19 protein-coding genes are annotated in these 15914 nt (G+C 61.8%); 11 read left to right on the top strand and 8 right to left on the bottom strand.

Annotation, left to right across the window (positions count from 1 at the left end):
• Positions 1-5: 5 nt before the first annotated feature.
• The 5 genes from fabF to V0U79_RS00180 form a co-directional block, all read right to left on the bottom strand.
• Complete coding sequence (gene fabF / locus V0U79_RS00200) at positions 6-1286, bottom strand: beta-ketoacyl-ACP synthase II (RefSeq protein ID WP_330197439.1); 1281 nt, start codon at positions 1284-1286, stop codon at positions 6-8.
• A gap of 12 nt (positions 1287-1298) precedes the next feature.
• The gene (locus V0U79_RS00195) at positions 1299-1535 is read right to left on the bottom strand and encodes an acyl carrier protein (protein WP_330197438.1); all 237 of its coding nucleotides are present in this window, start codon (positions 1533-1535) and stop codon (positions 1299-1301) included.
• A 158-nt stretch (positions 1536-1693) separates the two neighbouring features.
• On the bottom strand, positions 1694-2431 hold the full coding sequence (fabG, locus tag V0U79_RS00190) for a 3-oxoacyl-[acyl-carrier-protein] reductase (protein WP_330197437.1): 738 nt from the start codon (positions 2429-2431) through the stop codon (positions 1694-1696).
• A 5-nt stretch (positions 2432-2436) separates the two neighbouring features.
• Positions 2437-3381 carry an ACP S-malonyltransferase gene (gene fabD, locus V0U79_RS00185; RefSeq protein WP_330197436.1) on the bottom strand — a complete coding sequence of 315 codons (945 nt, stop codon included), beginning with the start codon at positions 3379-3381 and terminating at the stop codon, positions 2437-2439.
• Positions 3382-3438: 57 nt separating this feature from the next.
• On the bottom strand, positions 3439-3831 hold the full coding sequence (locus V0U79_RS00180) for a hypothetical protein (protein ID WP_330197435.1): 393 nt from the start codon (positions 3829-3831) through the stop codon (positions 3439-3441).
• 182 nt (positions 3832-4013) lie between these two features.
• On the opposite strand from V0U79_RS00180, the gene V0U79_RS00175 reads away from it, so the two are divergent.
• The 11 genes from V0U79_RS00175 to V0U79_RS00125 all read left to right on the top strand — a co-directional run bounded on the left by V0U79_RS00175 (position 4014) and on the right by V0U79_RS00125 (position 12169).
• Positions 4014-4190, top strand: a complete 177-nt coding sequence (locus V0U79_RS00175; RefSeq protein ID WP_330197434.1) for a hypothetical protein — start codon at positions 4014-4016, stop codon at positions 4188-4190.
• Between the two features lie 57 nt (positions 4191-4247).
• Positions 4248-4523 (top strand): type II toxin-antitoxin system Phd/YefM family antitoxin, encoded by a 276-nt coding sequence (locus tag V0U79_RS00170; protein ID WP_330197433.1) that lies wholly within the window; start codon positions 4248-4250, stop codon positions 4521-4523.
• Positions 4520-4807: a type II toxin-antitoxin system RelE/ParE family toxin gene (locus V0U79_RS00165; RefSeq protein ID WP_330197432.1), complete on the top strand. Its 288-nt coding sequence runs from the start codon at positions 4520-4522 to the stop codon at positions 4805-4807. Before V0U79_RS00170 ends, V0U79_RS00165 begins: the two co-directional genes overlap by 4 nt.
• 176 nt (positions 4808-4983) lie before the next feature.
• Entirely contained in the window at positions 4984-5334 is a 351-nt protein-coding gene (gene rpsF, locus V0U79_RS00160) for a 30S ribosomal protein S6 (protein WP_330197431.1), read from the top strand.
• Positions 5335-5352: 18 nt separating this feature from the next.
• On the top strand, positions 5353-5607 hold the full coding sequence (gene rpsR, locus V0U79_RS00155) for a 30S ribosomal protein S18 (protein WP_330197430.1): 255 nt from the start codon (positions 5353-5355) through the stop codon (positions 5605-5607).
• A 13-nt stretch (positions 5608-5620) separates the two neighbouring features.
• On the top strand, positions 5621-6268 hold the full coding sequence (rplI, locus tag V0U79_RS00150) for a 50S ribosomal protein L9 (RefSeq protein WP_330197429.1): 648 nt from the start codon (positions 5621-5623) through the stop codon (positions 6266-6268).
• 174 nt (positions 6269-6442) lie between these two features.
• The gene (locus V0U79_RS00145; RefSeq protein WP_330197428.1) at positions 6443-7927 is read left to right on the top strand and encodes a replicative DNA helicase; all 1485 of its coding nucleotides are present in this window, start codon (positions 6443-6445) and stop codon (positions 7925-7927) included.
• A gap of 62 nt (positions 7928-7989) precedes the next feature.
• Positions 7990-9366: a DNA repair protein RadA gene (gene radA, locus V0U79_RS00140; protein ID WP_330197427.1), complete on the top strand. Its 1377-nt coding sequence runs from the start codon at positions 7990-7992 to the stop codon at positions 9364-9366.
• Between the two features lie 3 nt (positions 9367-9369).
• Positions 9370-9984, top strand: coding sequence for a CvpA family protein (locus tag V0U79_RS00135; protein ID WP_330197426.1), 615 nt, complete (start codon positions 9370-9372; stop codon positions 9982-9984).
• The gene (gene purF / locus V0U79_RS00130) at positions 9981-11453 is read left to right on the top strand and encodes an amidophosphoribosyltransferase (protein WP_330197425.1); all 1473 of its coding nucleotides are present in this window, start codon (positions 9981-9983) and stop codon (positions 11451-11453) included. The genes V0U79_RS00135 and purF overlap by 4 nt, the downstream gene beginning before the upstream one ends.
• Positions 11450-12169 carry an SDR family NAD(P)-dependent oxidoreductase gene (locus tag V0U79_RS00125; RefSeq protein WP_330197424.1) on the top strand — a complete coding sequence of 240 codons (720 nt, stop codon included), beginning with the start codon at positions 11450-11452 and terminating at the stop codon, positions 12167-12169. The genes purF and V0U79_RS00125 overlap by 4 nt, the downstream gene beginning before the upstream one ends.
• A gap of 114 nt (positions 12170-12283) precedes the next feature.
• Here V0U79_RS00125 and der read toward each other — a convergent pair whose 3' ends face one another.
• From der to V0U79_RS00110, 3 genes are read right to left on the bottom strand one after another with little or no spacing between them, the layout of a single operon-like run.
• Positions 12284-13624, bottom strand: coding sequence for a ribosome biogenesis GTPase Der (gene der / locus V0U79_RS00120; protein ID WP_330197423.1), 1341 nt, complete (start codon positions 13622-13624; stop codon positions 12284-12286).
• 5 nt (positions 13625-13629) lie between these two features.
• A complete protein-coding gene (locus V0U79_RS00115; protein WP_330197422.1) occupies positions 13630-14997 on the bottom strand; it encodes an outer membrane protein assembly factor BamB family protein in 1368 nt (455 codons plus the stop codon).
• A 4-nt stretch (positions 14998-15001) separates the two neighbouring features.
• Positions 15002-15880, bottom strand: a complete 879-nt coding sequence (locus tag V0U79_RS00110; protein ID WP_330197421.1) for a tetratricopeptide repeat protein — start codon at positions 15878-15880, stop codon at positions 15002-15004.
• Positions 15881-15914 lie beyond the last annotated feature (34 nt).

Below are 15914 nucleotides of genomic sequence, written 5' to 3'. Positions count from 1 at the left end.
GCACGTTAATCCACGGCGCGGAAGATGACAGTGGCATTGGTGCCGCCAAAGCCGAAGGAATTTGACAGGGCCGCCCGGACAGGCCGCTCCACAGCCTTGTGTGGAGCGAGATTGATCGGCGTTTCGACGGACGGATTGTCGAGATTGAGCGTTGGTGGGCAGATCCCGTCACGCATGGCAAGGATCGAAAAGATCGCCTCCACGGCTCCGGCCGCCCCCAGCAGGTGCCCGACAGAGGATTTGGTCGAAGACATGACGATATTGCCTGCGTGATCGCCAAACAGGCGCTCGACGGCTTTCAGTTCGATCTCGTCGCCCTTGGGCGTCGACGTGCCATGGGCATTCACGTAATCGATGTCCGAAGGCTCCATGCCGGCATCTTTCAGCGCCGCCTTCATGGAGCGGTAGCCGCCATTGCCATCCTCGGCCGGTGCGGTGATGTGGAAAGCATCACCCGACAGGCCATAGCCCGCCACTTCGGCATAGATCTTCGCACCGCGCGCCCTGGCGCTTTCAAATTCCTCGAGCACCAGGACACCGGCCCCCTCGCCCATGACGAAACCATCACGGTCCCTGTCATACGGGCGCGAAGCCTTTTCCGGCCGATCATTGAAGCCACTGGACATGGCCCGCGCAGCGACGAAGCTGGCAACGCCGAGGCGGCCAATGGCGGCTTCGGCACCGCCGGCCACCATCATGTCGGCATCGCCATATCTGATCATTCGGGCGGCATCACCAATGGCATGCGCGCCGGTCGAGCACGCCGTGACCACAGCATGGTTCGGCCCCTTCAATCCGTGACGGATCGAAACCTGACCGGAAATCAGATTGATGATGATGCCGGGGATGACAAAGGGAGAAACGCGGCGCGGACCCTTTTCCTTCAGCAGGATCGAGGTCTCGTAAATGGTGTTGAGGCCGCCCGTGCCGGATCCGATCAGAACACCGGCGCGTTCGGCCTGCTCTTCGGTTTCGGCTTTCCAGCCGGAATCCGCGAGCGCCTCGTCGGCGGCAGCAATTCCATAAAGGATGAATTCGTCGATGCGCTTTTGTTCGCGCGGCGGCATGACGGTGTCGGGATCGAAAGCGTGCGGGTCATCCGCTCCGCCCCCCCGGCCGTCCTTCCTTGGAATAATGCCAGCGATCCGGCTTCCCAGATCACTGGCATCAAAATGCTCGATGGGCCTGACGCCCGATGCACCGGATATCAGCCGTTTCCAGACAGGCTCCACACCGCATCCCAGCGGCGATACGATGCCCAGTCCGGTAACGACAACGCGGCGCATCACAAACCGTGCTTAGCCGGCTTTCTCGCTGATGAACTTCACAGCGTCGCCAACCGTCTGGATGTGCTCGGCGGCATCGTCCGGGATCTCGATGTCGAACTCTTCCTCGAACGCCATGACCAGCTCGACATTGTCGAGCGAGTCAGCGCCGAGATCGTCAATGAAGGAGGCCTTCTCGGTGACCTTGTCTTCTTCAACGTCGAGATGCTCGACAACGATTTTTGTAACGCGGGCAAGAACGTCGGACATAAGCGATTCCCTTCTGCAAACTCTCGCAAAACCTTATGCGGGGCTGGACTATTCGTGAAGCGCTTATGACATGCGCTTCGGCCCCTCCATGACCGGAAATCGGCACCTAGCACGCTCTTTTGAGATTGGCCAGCCGGTGCCGCTTGTGAATGTGTCTTTTAGATCATCGCCATGCCGCCATTAACGTGAAGGGTCTGCCCCGTCACGTAGCGGGCCTCGTTGCTGGCCAGATATGCCACGGCGGCCGCAATGTCATCGCCGCTGCCGAGATCATTGGCCGGGATCTTCGCCATGATGGCGGCGCGCTGCTCATCATTCAGAGCATCGGTCATCGGCGAGGCGATAAAGCCCGGCGCCACGCAATTGGCGGTGACGCCGCGGGCAGCCACTTCCTGAGCGAGGGATTTGGTAAAGCCGATCATGCCGGCCTTCGAGGCGCAGTAATTCGCCTGACCCGGATTGCCCATCACGCCGACCACCGAGGTGATGCCGATGATACGGCCATGGCGCGCCTTCATCATGCCGCGCAGGGCTGCGCGTGACAGGCGGAAATAGCTTTCCAGATTGATCTTCAGGACCTGCTCCCAGTCCTCGTCCTTCATGCGCATCAGAAGGCCATCCTTGGTGATGCCGGCATTGGCGACCAGGATATCCAGCCCGTCCATCGCTTCGGCGGCCTGTTTCGGCAGGGCATCGACCGCCTCTCCGTCAGACAGATTGCAGGCGATGGCATGAACACGCTCGCCCAGCTCGGCTTTCAGCTCGTCCAGCTTTTCCTGACGCGTGCCGGAAATGGTGACTGTTGCGCCCTGGGCATGCAGCGCGCGGGCGATCGAGCCACCAATGCCGCCGGTAGCGCCGGTAACCAGTGCGGTTTTTCCATCCAGTGAGAACATGGGAATTATCCTTTCAGAGACGACGCGAAGGCGTCGAGATTTTCCGGAGTGATGAGCGGCGTGCCGGTGGCATCCGGCGCGGTGCGACGCAGCATGCCGGAGAGGACCTTGCCGCTGGCCTCAGCAAATTCGGTTATACCGCCCTCGCCGGCCATCCATTCAACGCTTTCGCGCCAGCGCACGCGGCCGGTGACCTGCTCGACCAGCAGGCTGCGGATCGTATCGGGATCGCTTTCCGGACGGGCGCGGACATTGACCACCACCGGCACTTTCGGAGCGTTGATGGTGGCGGCTGCCAGCGCTTCGGCCATGGCGTCGGCGGCGGGCTGCATCAGGGAACAATGGAAAGGCGCGGAGACGGGTAATGGCATGGCGCGCTTTACGCCCTGTTCCTTGGCAAATTCAATGGCCGCATCAACGGCAGCCCTGGCGCCGGAGATCACGATCTGACCGGGCGCATTGTCATTGGCGAACTGGCAGACGCCGTGCTTCGCCCCGGCATCAGCGGCCGCCTGAGCGGTCTCGATATCGGCGCCGATCAGGGCCGCCATCGCCCCCTCGCCGACCGGCACGGCCGCCTGCATGGACTGGCCGCGCAGTTTCAGCAGCTTCGCTGCATCGGTGATCGACAATGATCCGGCAGCGGCCAGCGCGGAATACTCACCGAGCGAGTGACCGGCGACGAATTTCGCGGCGGACACATCAATGCCGTACTGGGTTTCCAGCACCCGCATCACGGCGAGTGAGGCTGCCATGATGGCCGGCTGGGCGTTTTCCGTCAGGGTCAAATCCTCGATCGGACCGTCCGCCATCAGATGGGACAATTTCTGGCCCAACGCCTCATCGACCTCGTCGAGTACGGCCTGGGCGGCCGGAAAGGCTCCCGCCAGCTCCGTACCCATTCCGACGGCCTGGGATCCCTGTCCCGGAAATACGAATGCCAGTGTCATGGCCGCGCTTCTCCCTCGCAACATCAGGGGCACGGATAAACAGCGCAGCGCGTTTAATCAATCGTCAGAGGTCAGCCAGTCCAGCGCTTCATTGCGGCTGCGGAACACACGTGTGTTGAGGCTGGGCACATCGGTGGCCAGCATTTCAAACAGTTTGATAATGCCGACATCGAGGTCTTTCTCGACCAGAATGGCTTCCTTCAAGTCGGCATACTTGCCTGAGCGGGCAGCCTTCATGGCGGGGATAAGGACCGTCCTGTAACCCTCCAGCGTGAAGCCGCTGAAATCGGCTTCAACGCCCGCAATGCCCAGAATCTGGCAGTCCTCATTCCATTCCGGACGTGACATGCAGTCGGGGGAATAGGCGGCGATCTCTTCGATCTTCATCTCGCCATGCGTGCGCATCTCGAAGACGTTGTGTTCGGGCAGATACCGTATCGTGTAGGGCATGGCCGTCTCCCCCTAGGGCCCGCTGCCGGTTATGGCCTTGTTGGCTGAATCGCAACGCCCGTCCAGATACATAAAGCGGCAGAACGTCCTGGCCAGAGCGGATCGCTCTGATTTCGAATGACAATTCGACGCAGTCAGGACAAGCTGGATAACCCGTGCTTCACCGGAAAGAGGCAAAGACCATGCGCAAACGTCCGCCGCTTGCCTTACGCTTTCTCTATGTGGTGCTGTTCCTGGTCGTCGGCGGGTCCATCCTGATGGGCATCGCGATCGTGGCCGACCCGATGAAACGCTGCGAGGAACGCGGCGGGACGTTTCATATCGCCGGGCGCTGGTGCGAGGAGGCGGAAGCGGAGTGATTTGCGATACGGACCGTTTTAGCTATTTTAGCTGAATTAGCCATTCTGGACAAAGCCATGAAGACCTACACCGCGACCGAAGCCAAGAACAAGTTCGGGCAATTGCTGGATGATGCCCAGCGCGGGCCGGTGCGGATCGAAAAACACGGGCGGGGGGCTATTATCGCAATGTCCGCCGAAGCCTTCGAATTCTACAAACTGGTCCAGGACCCGGAAATCAGCGCGGCGATTCAGGAAGGATTTGACCAGCTGGATGCCGGCAAGACTGTCGATGGCCGCACAGCACTGATGCAGCTGAAGAACGAGTTGGTGAACCGGGTCGCCGAGGATTGAAAGCCTTCCGCTTTTCCGAACTGACGCTGGACGATGTGCGTCAGATTGCCGAATACACACGCCAGAACTGGGGTGTGCGACAGACGGCAGTTTACATCGATCACCTCATCGAGACCTGTGACCAGCTGGCCTGGTTTCCGGGCATGGGCATCCGCGTCGTTTTTCGCGGGATCGATTGCCGGTATTTTCTCTCGGGCGAGCACAAGATCATCTATCGGCGGGTCGATGACGATCTGATCGAAATCGCCAGGATCGTTCACACCCGAACGGATGGCAGCGAATAGCCCTGCCCCACTTGCCACCTCCAGGCCTTTCCTGTAAGAGCCGCCGCTTCGAACGGATGCGGTCCTTTCTCCCGCTTGTAACGTGCGCACAGGGCGCATGGGAAAAGGAGCCACCGCGGATCATCCCGACCCTTCGGTTGATCGGCGCCGCACCCATGAGAGAAGGGAGTACCAACATGGCTCTTTACGAGCATGTCTTCATTGCGCGCCCGGACATTTCGCCGGCGCAAGTTGAATCTCTGACCGAAGAGATCAAAACCCTTGTCGAATCCAAAGGCGGCAAGGTCGGCAAGACCGAGTATTGGGGCCTTCGCAATCTCGCCTACCGCGTCCACAAGCACCGCAAGGGCCATTATGGCCTGCTGGACATTGACGCGCCGGCCGGAACCCTGGAAGAGCTGGATCGCCGTCAGCGCCTGTCTGACGACATCATCCGCTACATGACGGTTCGTGTTGAAGAGCACACCGAGAACCAGTCCGCCATCCTGTCCAAAAAAGATGACCGGCGCCGCCGGGACAATCGCTAGGACGAGGGAGACACAAACATGTCTGATCTGAATATCTCGAACATCCCGGCCCGCCGCCCGTTCCAGCGCCGCCGGAAAGTGTGCCCGTTCTCTGGCGAGAATGGCCCGAAGATCGATTACAAGGATCCCAAGCTGCTGCAGCGCTACATGTCGGAAAAAGGCAAGATCGTCCCGGCCCGCATCACCGCTGTGTCTGCCAAGAAGCAGCGTGAACTGGCCCGCGCCATCAAGCGCGCCCGCCAGCTGGCTATCCTGCCCTACGCGGTCGATTAAGGAGGACCTCAAGATGCAAGTCATTCTTCTTGAACGCGTCGACAATCTGGGCGCCATGGGTGAGGAAGTCACCGTAAAGCCGGGCTATGCCCGTAATTTCCTGCTGCCGCAGGAAAAGGCTCTGCGTGCAACCGAAGCCAACCGCAAGCGTTTCGAAGCGCAACGCGAAGCGCTGGAAAAGCGTAATGCGGAACGTCGCGACGAAGCCGCCAAATCGGCTGACGGCGTTGATGGCGAAACCTTCATCATGATCCGTCAAGCTGGTGAAACCGGACACTTGTACGGTTCTGTCACCACGCGCGACATTGCCGATGCCGTTTCGACCGACACTCTGAAGGTCGCCCGCTCAATGGTGGTCCTGCACGACCCTATCAAGACGCTGGGTCTGCACGAGGTTGAAATCAAGCTTCACCCGGAAGTCACCATCACGGTGTCGATCAATGTTGCTCGCTCCGAAGATGAAGCCGAGCGTCAGGCTGCCGGTGAAGACGTGATCGCGGCCCAGGCCGACGAAGATCGCGCTATTGCCGAAGCCCAGGCAGCCGAGCTGTTTGAAGCCGGTGCCGAGCCGGAAGATCTGATCGCGGCCGAAGAAAATGCCGAGATCGAAGCCGAGGCCGCGGCCGAAGCCGAAGCCGGCGAAGAGGAAGACAAGGCGTAAGCCCTTTCCTCCTTCCAAGGATCAAAGGCGGGCCGGAAACGGTCCGCCTTTTTTCTTGTCCGGCGACTCGAGTTATCCACAGAACGGCATTTTTCTGTGGGCGAATTCGAAAAGCTCAATGTCAACCGAAAAGCGCCTGTTGCTGCAAATTAGGACTTCGTTAAGAACCATCTCATGGCACTGCATGACCTCCCCCATCCGGAAGAGACCGGCACCGACGCAGCCCCGCACAATATCGAGGCGGAGCAGGCGTTTCTGGGCGCGCTTCTGTACGATAACGAGGTGCTGCACCGTGTCAGTGACTGGCTGCGGGCCGAGCATTTCTATGATCCGGTTCACGGCCGCATCTACCAGGCCACATCCGACCGGATCCAGCGCGGCGCTCTGGCCGATGCCATTGTTCTTAAAACAGATTTCGAACGCGATGGCGGGCTGAAGGAGATTGGTGGCGCTGCCTATCTGGCACTGCTGCTGGAGAGCGCATCCGACTCGGTTGCCGCCGTTGAATACGCCCAGCTGATCTATGATCTCGCCCTGCGGCGTGCCCTGATCCGCGTCTCGGCGGAACTGTCCCACGAGGCGACAGAGGCCACGCCCGAGACCCATGCGCGGAACCTGATCGAGAGCGCCGAACGCAAGCTGTTCCAGCTGGCCGAGACCGGTGGCAATCAGCGCGGTTTTGTCTCCTTCAAGGATGCCCTGTCTGAGTCGGTCGAAATGGCCGCCGCCGCCTATGAACGCGAAGGCGGGTTGTCGGGAATGTCATCGGGCCTCCGGGCGATGGATGAAAAACTGGGCGGGCTTCACCCGTCCGATCTGATCATCCTCGCCGGCCGTCCGTCGATGGGCAAAACAGCGCTGGCCACCAATATCGCTTTCGCCGTGGCGCGGGCTTACCAGTATTCCACCCTGCCCGATGGCGCCAAAAAGACCGAACAGGGCGGCGTGGTCGGCTTCTTCTCGCTGGAAATGAGCGCCGAACAGCTCGCGACCCGCCTGATCGCGGATTACACCGGAATCCCCGGCTATCAGATCCGCCGCGGCGATATCGATCCGGCCCAGTATGAAGAGATCCGCGATGCGGTGCTCGAAATCCAGGGCCTGCCGCTTTACATCGACGATACCGGTGGCCTGTCCATCGGTGCGCTTTGCGCGCGGGCCCGCCGGCTGAAGCGCCTGCACGGGCTGGACGTTATCGTGGTCGACTATCTGCAGCTGGTGACGGCGTCTGAGAACAAGGCCAGCCAGGGCCGGGTGCAGGAAGTGTCCGAGGTGACCCAGGCGCTGAAGGCGCTGGCCAAGGAATTGTCGGTCCCGGTGATTGCCCTGTCGCAGCTGTCGCGTCAGGTCGAACAGCGCGAGGACAAGAAGCCGCAACTGTCTGACCTGCGAGAATCCGGCTCGATCGAGCAGGACGCCGACGTGGTGATGTTTGTTTACCGCGAAAGCTATTACAAGGAACGCGAGAAGCCGAAGGAAGGCACGCCGGAATACCTCGCCTGGGAAGAGGAATTCCGTCAGATCGAACGGCGCGCGGAAGTCATTATCGGCAAGCAGCGTCATGGTCCGATCGGCACGGTCGATCTGGCCTTCGATGCCGCCCGCACCAAGTTCTCCGACCTCACCCGCGATGACCGCTATGAAGGGATCGCGCATTAGCGCCTTGAAGCCGGACGCCCTGCGCCGGACACTGATTGTTCAAGCAGTGAAGTGATTCGTTTATGGCGCGTGGAGACAGCCAGTTTGTTTGCCAGTCCTGCGGGGCGGTCCATGCCAAATGGGCTGGCCAGTGCGCCGATTGCGGCAGCTGGAACACGCTGGTCGAGGAAATCGCCTCGGCCCCTCTTGGCACTCAGGCCAAGCCGCGCAAGGCCGGCCGCCGTGGCGGGCTGGAACTTCTGCCGCTGCAGGGCGAAGGCGATGAACCGCCGCGCCATCAGAGCGGCGTCGCCGAGTTCGACCGTGTCTGCGGCGGCGGGCTGGTTCCCGGCTCTGCGCTTCTTGTCGGAGGCGACCCCGGCATCGGCAAATCCACCCTGCTCTTGCAGGCCGTGGCACAGCTGGCCGGATCGGGCGCAAAGTCCGTCTATGTCTCCGGCGAAGAAGCCATCGACCAGGTCCGCAGCCGCGCCCGGCGGCTGGGCCTGTCGGACCGGCCCGTGGCGCTGGCCGCGGAAACCTCGCTGGAAAACATTCTCGACGGGCTGAAGTCGGAAAAGCCTGATATCGCCGTTATCGATTCCGTTCAGACACTCTGGTCCGACCAGCTTGCGGCGGCGCCCGGCACGGTGGCACAGGTGCGGGCCTGTGCGCAGGAATTGGTGCGGTTTGCGAAGAAGTCCGGCTGTGCTGTCATCCTTGTCGGCCATGTTACCAAGGACGGTCAGATCGCCGGGCCACGCGTGGTCGAGCACATGGTCGATGCCGTCTTGTATTTCGAGGGCGATCGCAGCCATCAATTCCGTATCCTGCGCGCGGTGAAGAACCGCTTCGGCCCGACCGACGAGATCGGTGTTTTCGAGATGGGCGATGCCGGCCTGAGGGAGGTTGAAAACCCGTCCGCCCTCTTCCTCAATGATCGCGGCGATCCGACACCCGGTTCGGCGGTTTTCGCGGGCATGGAGGGCACGCGTCCGGTGCTGACCGAGATCCAGGCACTGGTCGCGGCCTCGCCTCTCGGCACGCCTCGCCGCACTGTGGTCGGCTGGGATTCCGGGCGGATGTCGATGGTGCTGGCAGTACTCGAAGCCAGATGCGGGCTATCTTTTGGCGGCCGTGACGTTTATTTGAACGTTGCAGGCGGCTTGAAAATCGGTGAACCGGCAGCGGATCTGGCAGTGGCAGCAGCGATCGTGTCTTCTGCGCTTAACGCGCCCATCCCGGCGGACGCAGTGGTGTTCGGCGAAATCAGCCTGTCCGGAGACATCCGAGCTGTGGGCCGCAACGAGACCCGCCTCAAGGAAGCTGCCAAGCTGGGCTTTTCCCAGGCTTTGGCCCCGATGTCAGCGACAGAAGGATCACCCCCCGTCACGGTGCGCGGCCTGTCCGGGATCGGTGATCTGGTGACGACGCTGAGTGCCTGGCGGCTGGAGGACTAGACCATGGGCGGACTGACCCCGATTGATGGCGCCATTCTCCTTTTCATCGGAGCCTCCGCCTATCACGCGCTGGTCCGCGGATTTGTCAGTGAAGCCCTGTCGATGACCGCTGCTATCGTGGCCGCCATCGCCGCGCTGTGGAGCCGGCCACTCTTCGTAACGCTGGCCGATGATTTTGTGCCGGGCGGCTGGATCGCCAATCTGGTGACGCTGGGGATCGTCTTCACACTCGTTTTCATGGCGGTCAGCTTTCTGACTGCGCCGATGCGCGCCAATGTGAAGCGCGGTGATGATGTCGGCTTCGTTGACCGGACGCTTGGCTTTTTCTTCGGCATTGTCCGGGCGCTGCTGGCGCTGGGCTTCTTCCTGATCATTGCCAGCCTGGCGAATGCCGGACAGCCGCCCAGCCAATTGACCAATGCCCAGCTCTATCCGCTGGTGAACACTTCGGCCCGCCTGCTGCAATCTCTCGCACCCGGGGATTCGCGTATTGGCCAAACTGATCCTATATCGCCGGCGGAAACGCCCGACCGGCGCAGCGAAGAGTCCTATGATGAACGGGACCGCAACCGGCTCGACGATCTGATCGGCGATGCCAGCGAGGATGACGACGGATGAAATTCCCAGCTCCCCCGCTCCCCTATGATCCGGAGTCGGATCATCTGAGGGAGGAATGCGGTGTCTTCGCCAGCTATGGCGCCGAGGACTCGGCGCTGCTGATTGCTCTGGGCCTTCACGCCCTGCAGCACCGGGGACAGGAAAGCTGTGGCATCGTCACTCATGACGGCTCGCGGATCTACGCAGAGCGCCATATGGGCCTGGTCGGCGAGCACTTTGCCGATGGTGAAACCCACAAGCGCCTGCCGGGTAATATCGGCATCGGTCATGTGCGCTATTCGACCTCGGGCGGAACGGTCATCCGCAATATCCAGCCGCTTTATGCCGATGTCCGTGGCGGTGGTATTGCCGTTGCCCACAATGGAAACCTGACGAATGCCCGCACGCTGCGGGACGAGCTGGTGGCATCCGGTGCCATTTTCCAGTCGACCAGCGATACCGAAGTGATCCTGCAGATCGCCGCACGGTCCAATCGCGCCAGTTCGACGCGGCGTTTCCTGTCGGCCCTAAAACAGATCGAGGGAGCTTTTGCCCTCGTTGCCCTCGTCAATGGCAAGCTGATCGCGGCCCGCGATCCGTTCGGCATCCGTCCGCTGGTGCTGGGCGCGCTGGACGGGGCGACGATTGTGGCATCGGAGACATGCGCCCTTGATGTCATCGGCGCCAGCTATGTCCGGGATATCGAGCCCGGCGAGGCCATCATTGTGAGTGCGGACGGCATTGTTTCGGAACGCTTTGCACCGGTCCGTCCGGCGCGCCCTTGCGCCTTCGAATACATCTATTTCGCCCGTCCGGATTCGGTCATTGCCGGCCTCAGTGTCTATGAGGCGCGCAAGCGCATGGGCGCCCAGCTCTACAAGGATGCACCGGCAGATGTCGACGTCGTCATTCCGGTGCCCGATAGCGGTGTTCCTGCTGCCCTCGGCTATGCGCAGGCTGCCGGCGTTCCCTACGAAATGGGCATTATCCGTGGCCACTATGTCGGTCGCACCTTCATTCAGCCGACGCAGGCCAAGCGCGATCTGGGCGTGCGCCGCAAACACTCGGCCAACCCGCCTGTCGTGAAGGGCAAGCGCGTGCTGCTGGTGGACGATTCCATCGTGCGCGGCACCACGTCACGCAAGATCGTCGACATGATGCGTGATGCCGGTGCAACAGAGGTGCATTTCCGCTCGGCCTGCCCGCCGATCAAATTTCCGGATTTCTATGGCATCGACATGCCCAGCCGGGAAGAATTGATGGCCTCGACCCTGGAGGCCGATGAAATGGCGCGGGCTCTGAAAGCTGACTCGCTGGGCTTTCTATCGATCGACGGGCTTTACCAGGCGGTTCTGGGTGAAACCCGGAACGACACGTCACCGCAGCTCGCCGACCATTATTTTACTGGCGAATACACCACCCGGCTGCTCGATCATGAGCGCGCCGCTTCCGACAAGGACCGCCAGCTCTCGTTGCTGGTCGATGCATGAGTGAATTGATGTTGAAGGACAAGCTGGCGCTGGTCACCGGCGCTTCGCGCGGCATTGGCCGCGCCATTGCCAAAGCACTGGCCGCCGAAGGCGCCCATGTGATTGCCACGGCCCGGACACAAGGTGGTCTGGAAGCCCTCGATGACGAGATCAAGGCCGCGGGCGGCCAGTGTACGCTGGTGCCACTGGATCAGATGGACCCGGAAGGGATCGAGAAGCTGGCGGAAATCGTCGGCGAGCGCTGGGGCAAGCTGGATATCCTGGTCGCCGCTGCCGGACAGCTCGGCGAGCTGACGCCGGCCTCTCAGGTCAGCGCCAGGACCTGGAATGAGGTTATGGGCGTGAATGTGATCGCGCCGGCCCGCTTGATCCGCGCCTTTGAACCACTGCTGTTGAAATCCGATGCCGGACGCGCTGTCTTCCTGACCTCGGGTGCGGCCAAATCGTGCCGCGCCTTCTGGGCGCCGTATGCAGCCAGCAAGGCGGCACTCGATGCGCTGGTGAAGTCATGGGCCGACGAACATGGTAAGGACGCGCTGCGGATCAATCTGATCAATCCGGGGCCGATGCGTACCGCCATGCGCAAGAAAGCCTTCCCGAGCGAGGACCAGGATACGCTGCCACCACCGGATGCGCTGGTGCCGCTGATCCTGTCCCTGGTGGGCCCGGACGTGACCCGCCATGGCGAATGGATCGACTTTCCCAGCGAGGGGTGATCACCTCGTCCTTCGAGGCTCGCTCCGCTCGCACCTCAGGATGAGGTGTGTTTGATCTATCTGCTTACCTCTTGGTGAGGTGCTGGCCGCAGGCCAGCCTCGAACCACGCAATTTCACCCCTTTGCGTAAGGGTTCTTGCCGCCCTTCACAATCAGGCGGATCGGCACGCCGGGCATGTCGAAGGCCTCGCGTATGCCGTTGATCAGATAGCGCTTGTAGCTTTCCGGCAAATCGGCAGCGCGCGAACACATCAACACGAAGGTCGGCGGACGGGATTTCGTCTGCGACAGATAACGCGGCTTGATCCGCTTTCCCTGAACAGCGGGCGGCGGGTGACGCGAGACCATTTCCTGCAACCAGTCATTCAGGTCGCGGGTCTTGATCTTGGCTGACCAGTCGCGGTGCAGGCGGGTGACCGCCGGCATGATGTCCTCGAGACCCTTGTTCTTCAGCGCCGAAACCGGCACCAGCGGCGCCCCCTTGGCCTGCGGCAGCAGGCGTTCGAACTCGTATTGCAGCTCTTTCAGAGCCGCCTGACGGTTGGGAACGAGATCCCATTTCGCCAGCACCATGACCAGCGCGCGTCCTTCCCGCAGAACGAGATCCGCCAGTGTCAGATCCTGTTTCTCGAACGGGTGCTCGGCATCCACCAGCAGCAGGACCACTTCGGCGAACTTGATGGCGCGCAGCGTATCGGCCGCGCTCATCCGTTCGAGCCGGTCATTGACCTTGCCTTTCTTGCGCAGGCCGGCCGTGTCGTGCAGGCGCACACGCTGGCCATCCCATAGCCAGTCAACGGCAATGGCATCGCGGGTCACGCCCGCCTCCGGTCCGGTGATCAGACGGTCTTCGCCGATCAGCGCATTGATCAGGGTGGACTTGCCGGCATTGGGACGGCCGATCACGGCGATCCGTAGCGGTGGCTCGTCCTCGCGATCATCATCCAGCCGGTCGAAATCGCCCAATTCCTGTGTCAGACGGGCGTGCAGATCGCCCATGCCCTCGCCATGGGAAGCGGAAATCGCCACCGGCTCGCCAAATCCCAGCGCATAGCTTTCGGTGATGCCGTCCACGCCAGCGCGGCCTTCCGCCTTGTTGGCAATCAGGATAACGGGCTTGCCGGATCGGCGAATTACATCGCCAAAGGCCTGATCCAGTGCGGTAATGCCTTCGCGGGCATCAATGACAAACAGGCAGACATCGGCTTCGCGCAAGGCGGCATCGGTCTGGGCGCGCATATCCGTGCCTAGCCTGGTGGCATCGGCATCGTCAAAGCCGGCCGTATCGATAATGCGCAGCGGGATATCGCCGAGGCGGCCCCTCGCCTCGCGCCGGTCACGGGTCACGCCGGGACGGTCATCGACAATAGCCAGCGGTTTGCCCGCCAGGCGGTTGAACAGAGTCGATTTGCCGACATTCGGGCGGCCCACCACCGCAATTGTGGGGACAGCCATGGCGGTTAGCGCAGCGCGATCAGGCGCGCTTCATCGGTCACGATATAAATCGTTTCGTTCACGATGATCGGCGCGACATAGACCGGGTCCCGAAGGTTCATCTCGCGAATGATCTCACCTGTCGTGGCATCCAGAACAACGCCATCGCCACCCGAGGAGGCAAGGAAGAGGCGGCCACCGGCCAGAACCGGACCAGCCCAGGCGATACGCTCGCGGCGGCTTTCCGCGCGTTGATAGGTCGCCAGCTGGCGTATCCAGCGAATGGTGCCATCGTCGCGCTGGACGCAGACGACTTCGCCATCCGTGGTAACCAGGAAAAGGAAATTGCCCGCGACCCATGGGGCATGAAGCCCCCCGGCGGGCTGGGTCCAGTTGCGCTCGCCCGTCCGAAGGTCATAGGCCGCCAGAATACCGGAATGGCTCATCGCATAGACATGGTCGTCCACGATCACCGGGCTGCCGGCCACATCATTAATGGCAGAGATCGGCGTCAGGCCGCCGGAACGGGTCAGCGCGTCGTTCCAGATCGGGTTGCCGTTCTGGATACGCAGGGCCGTCAGCTCGCCGGAGGCATAGGGTGCGACAACGGTTTCACCAAAGACCGCCGCACTCGGAGCGGTGATCAGACGGGCCGGCTCGGAAATGCCCTGGTGGTTCCAGATCACATCGCCGCTGGCCTGGTCGATGGCATAGAGCTCGTTATCATCCGTGGAAACGAACACCGTGCCATTCACTGCAGTCGGGCCGGAATGGAAAGGGGTCAGCGAGGAAGCGCGCCAGATCTCGCTGCCATTGGTAGCATCCAGAGCGGCCATGAAGCGGCGGCCCGTATGCACGAAAAGGCGGCCATTATCATAGGCCAGACCGCCGCCGAAACCGATCCGGTCATTACGGCTGTCCGACTGGATGCGGCGCTCCCAGATCTCCGAGCCGGTTTCCGGATCAAGCGCATACACCCGCGCTTCGGCATCCATCACATAGATGCGGCCATCGGCATAGATCGGGCGCGTATTGATGCGGCTGGAGCGGTCAGAGCCCGCGCCATAGCTGCGGCGGAACAGGATATCCAGATTACCGCTGGCCTGCGTGTGTTGCATCGCGTGCGTTGGATAACCGTCAGGCTGTGCCCAGATCGAATTGACGTAAGCCGTCGGCAGGTCCACCGGTTGCGAGGCGGCATCCGGGTCAGCCTGCAGGCTTTGCTCGAAAGACAGGATCGAGACGCGATCATCAATGGCCGGTGCATTCGGGTCGTCGGTTTCCTGTGCCCGGAACGGGTTCAGGGTCGCAGCGGTATCCGAGACCGACGAGCATCCGGCGAGGCCAAGCATGGCGGCCAGCAGGATCAGGCGGGCTGAGTAATTGAATGTCATGCGGTCAGTCCTGTCCGTCGTCTTCGGTTTCGGTGTTCAGCAAGCCGGCTGCATCTGGCAGGGCCGGCGAATCCACATTGAGGCCATTTGCGGCGTCCTCGTCAGCGGCATCGCCCATGTTCAAATTGAACTGCATGGGCTCGTCGCCGGCTTCGGCTGGCGCGTCCCCGGCGCCGGATGACGTTTCGGCAGCGCTCTCTTCAGCGGGCATTTCGGCAGTGTCGCCTTCGGTCGCCCGGATCCGGCGGATCAGGTCGAGCGCGATCTGGGCCCGTTGCGCGACCGGCAGGGTCAGCGCATCAAGATCGTTGGCGATGGCGTCATACTCGCTTTCCGCGCGGGCATAATCGCCAATCGCGAAGGCCTTGGCAGCAATGACTTCCATGGCCAGGAGGCGGTATGGCCGCTCGGGCTGCATGGTTTCGCCAAGCCGGTTCTGGAGATCGTCGATCGACAGGATATCAAACAGCGCCATGGCGGCTTTCACGCGGGCCAGATCGGCGAAGGCCTGAAAGGTGAACGCCTCGGCGGCCTGCTCGAACATGTAGCCGGCGCTTTCATTGTCACCGGACTGGAGCAGCAATTCGCCGCGCTGCATCAGCGCCAGGCCGGCATAGCCGGGCGAGCCTTCCTCGGTAAGGCGTTGCAGCTCGAGATCGGCTTCCAGCAGCTGGTCATCTGCGATCAGATCGAGGGCCGCAAAATAGCGATCGGACTCTTCCCAGCGCGACTGGCGCTCGAGATATTCCCAGCCCTGCCAGCCTGCAGCGCCCAGCACAATGGCCACGGCGGCGCCCAGCGCCCAGGGCCCCCAGCTGCGCAACAGCTCGTTATACTTGTCCTTGCGGAGCTCTTCTTCAACTTCGTGGAAGATATCGGCCACGGGAAAACGTCCTGAATTCTCTGGTCAATCGGAG

Source organism: Hyphobacterium lacteum (assembly GCF_036330345.1).
Taxonomy (GTDB): domain Bacteria; phylum Pseudomonadota; class Alphaproteobacteria; order Caulobacterales; family Maricaulaceae; genus Hyphobacterium; species Hyphobacterium lacteum.
This window is presented reverse-complemented; position numbering and strand designations above follow the sequence as displayed.

Coding starts and splice junctions, on each gene's coding strand:
- V0U79_RS00145 (WP_330197428.1), top strand. CDS start 6,443: ATGGCACTGCATGACCTCCCCCATCCGGAAGAGACCGGCACCGACGCA.
- fabD (WP_330197436.1), bottom strand. CDS start 3,381: ATGACACTGGCATTCGTATTTCCGGGACAGGGATCCCAGGCCGTCGGA.
- V0U79_RS00195 (WP_330197438.1), bottom strand. CDS start 1,535: ATGTCCGACGTTCTTGCCCGCGTTACAAAAATCGTTGTCGAGCATCTC.
- V0U79_RS00180 (WP_330197435.1), bottom strand. CDS start 3,831: ATGCCCTACACGATACGGTATCTGCCCGAACACAACGTCTTCGAGATG.
- V0U79_RS00170 (WP_330197433.1), top strand. CDS start 4,248: ATGAAGACCTACACCGCGACCGAAGCCAAGAACAAGTTCGGGCAATTG.
- rpsR (WP_330197430.1), top strand. CDS start 5,353: ATGTCTGATCTGAATATCTCGAACATCCCGGCCCGCCGCCCGTTCCAG.
- radA (WP_330197427.1), top strand. CDS start 7,990: ATGGCGCGTGGAGACAGCCAGTTTGTTTGCCAGTCCTGCGGGGCGGTC.
- V0U79_RS00135 (WP_330197426.1), top strand. CDS start 9,370: ATGGGCGGACTGACCCCGATTGATGGCGCCATTCTCCTTTTCATCGGA.
- fabG (WP_330197437.1), bottom strand. CDS start 2,431: ATGTTCTCACTGGATGGAAAAACCGCACTGGTTACCGGCGCTACCGGC.
- V0U79_RS00175 (WP_330197434.1), top strand. CDS start 4,014: ATGCGCAAACGTCCGCCGCTTGCCTTACGCTTTCTCTATGTGGTGCTG.
- fabF (WP_330197439.1), bottom strand. CDS start 1,286: ATGCGCCGCGTTGTCGTTACCGGACTGGGCATCGTATCGCCGCTGGGA.
- V0U79_RS00115 (WP_330197422.1), bottom strand. CDS start 14,997: ATGACATTCAATTACTCAGCCCGCCTGATCCTGCTGGCCGCCATGCTT.
- V0U79_RS00125 (WP_330197424.1), top strand. CDS start 11,450: ATGAGTGAATTGATGTTGAAGGACAAGCTGGCGCTGGTCACCGGCGCT.
- der (WP_330197423.1), bottom strand. CDS start 13,624: ATGGCTGTCCCCACAATTGCGGTGGTGGGCCGCCCGAATGTCGGCAAA.
- rplI (WP_330197429.1), top strand. CDS start 5,621: ATGCAAGTCATTCTTCTTGAACGCGTCGACAATCTGGGCGCCATGGGT.
- purF (WP_330197425.1), top strand. CDS start 9,981: ATGAAATTCCCAGCTCCCCCGCTCCCCTATGATCCGGAGTCGGATCAT.
- rpsF (WP_330197431.1), top strand. CDS start 4,984: ATGGCTCTTTACGAGCATGTCTTCATTGCGCGCCCGGACATTTCGCCG.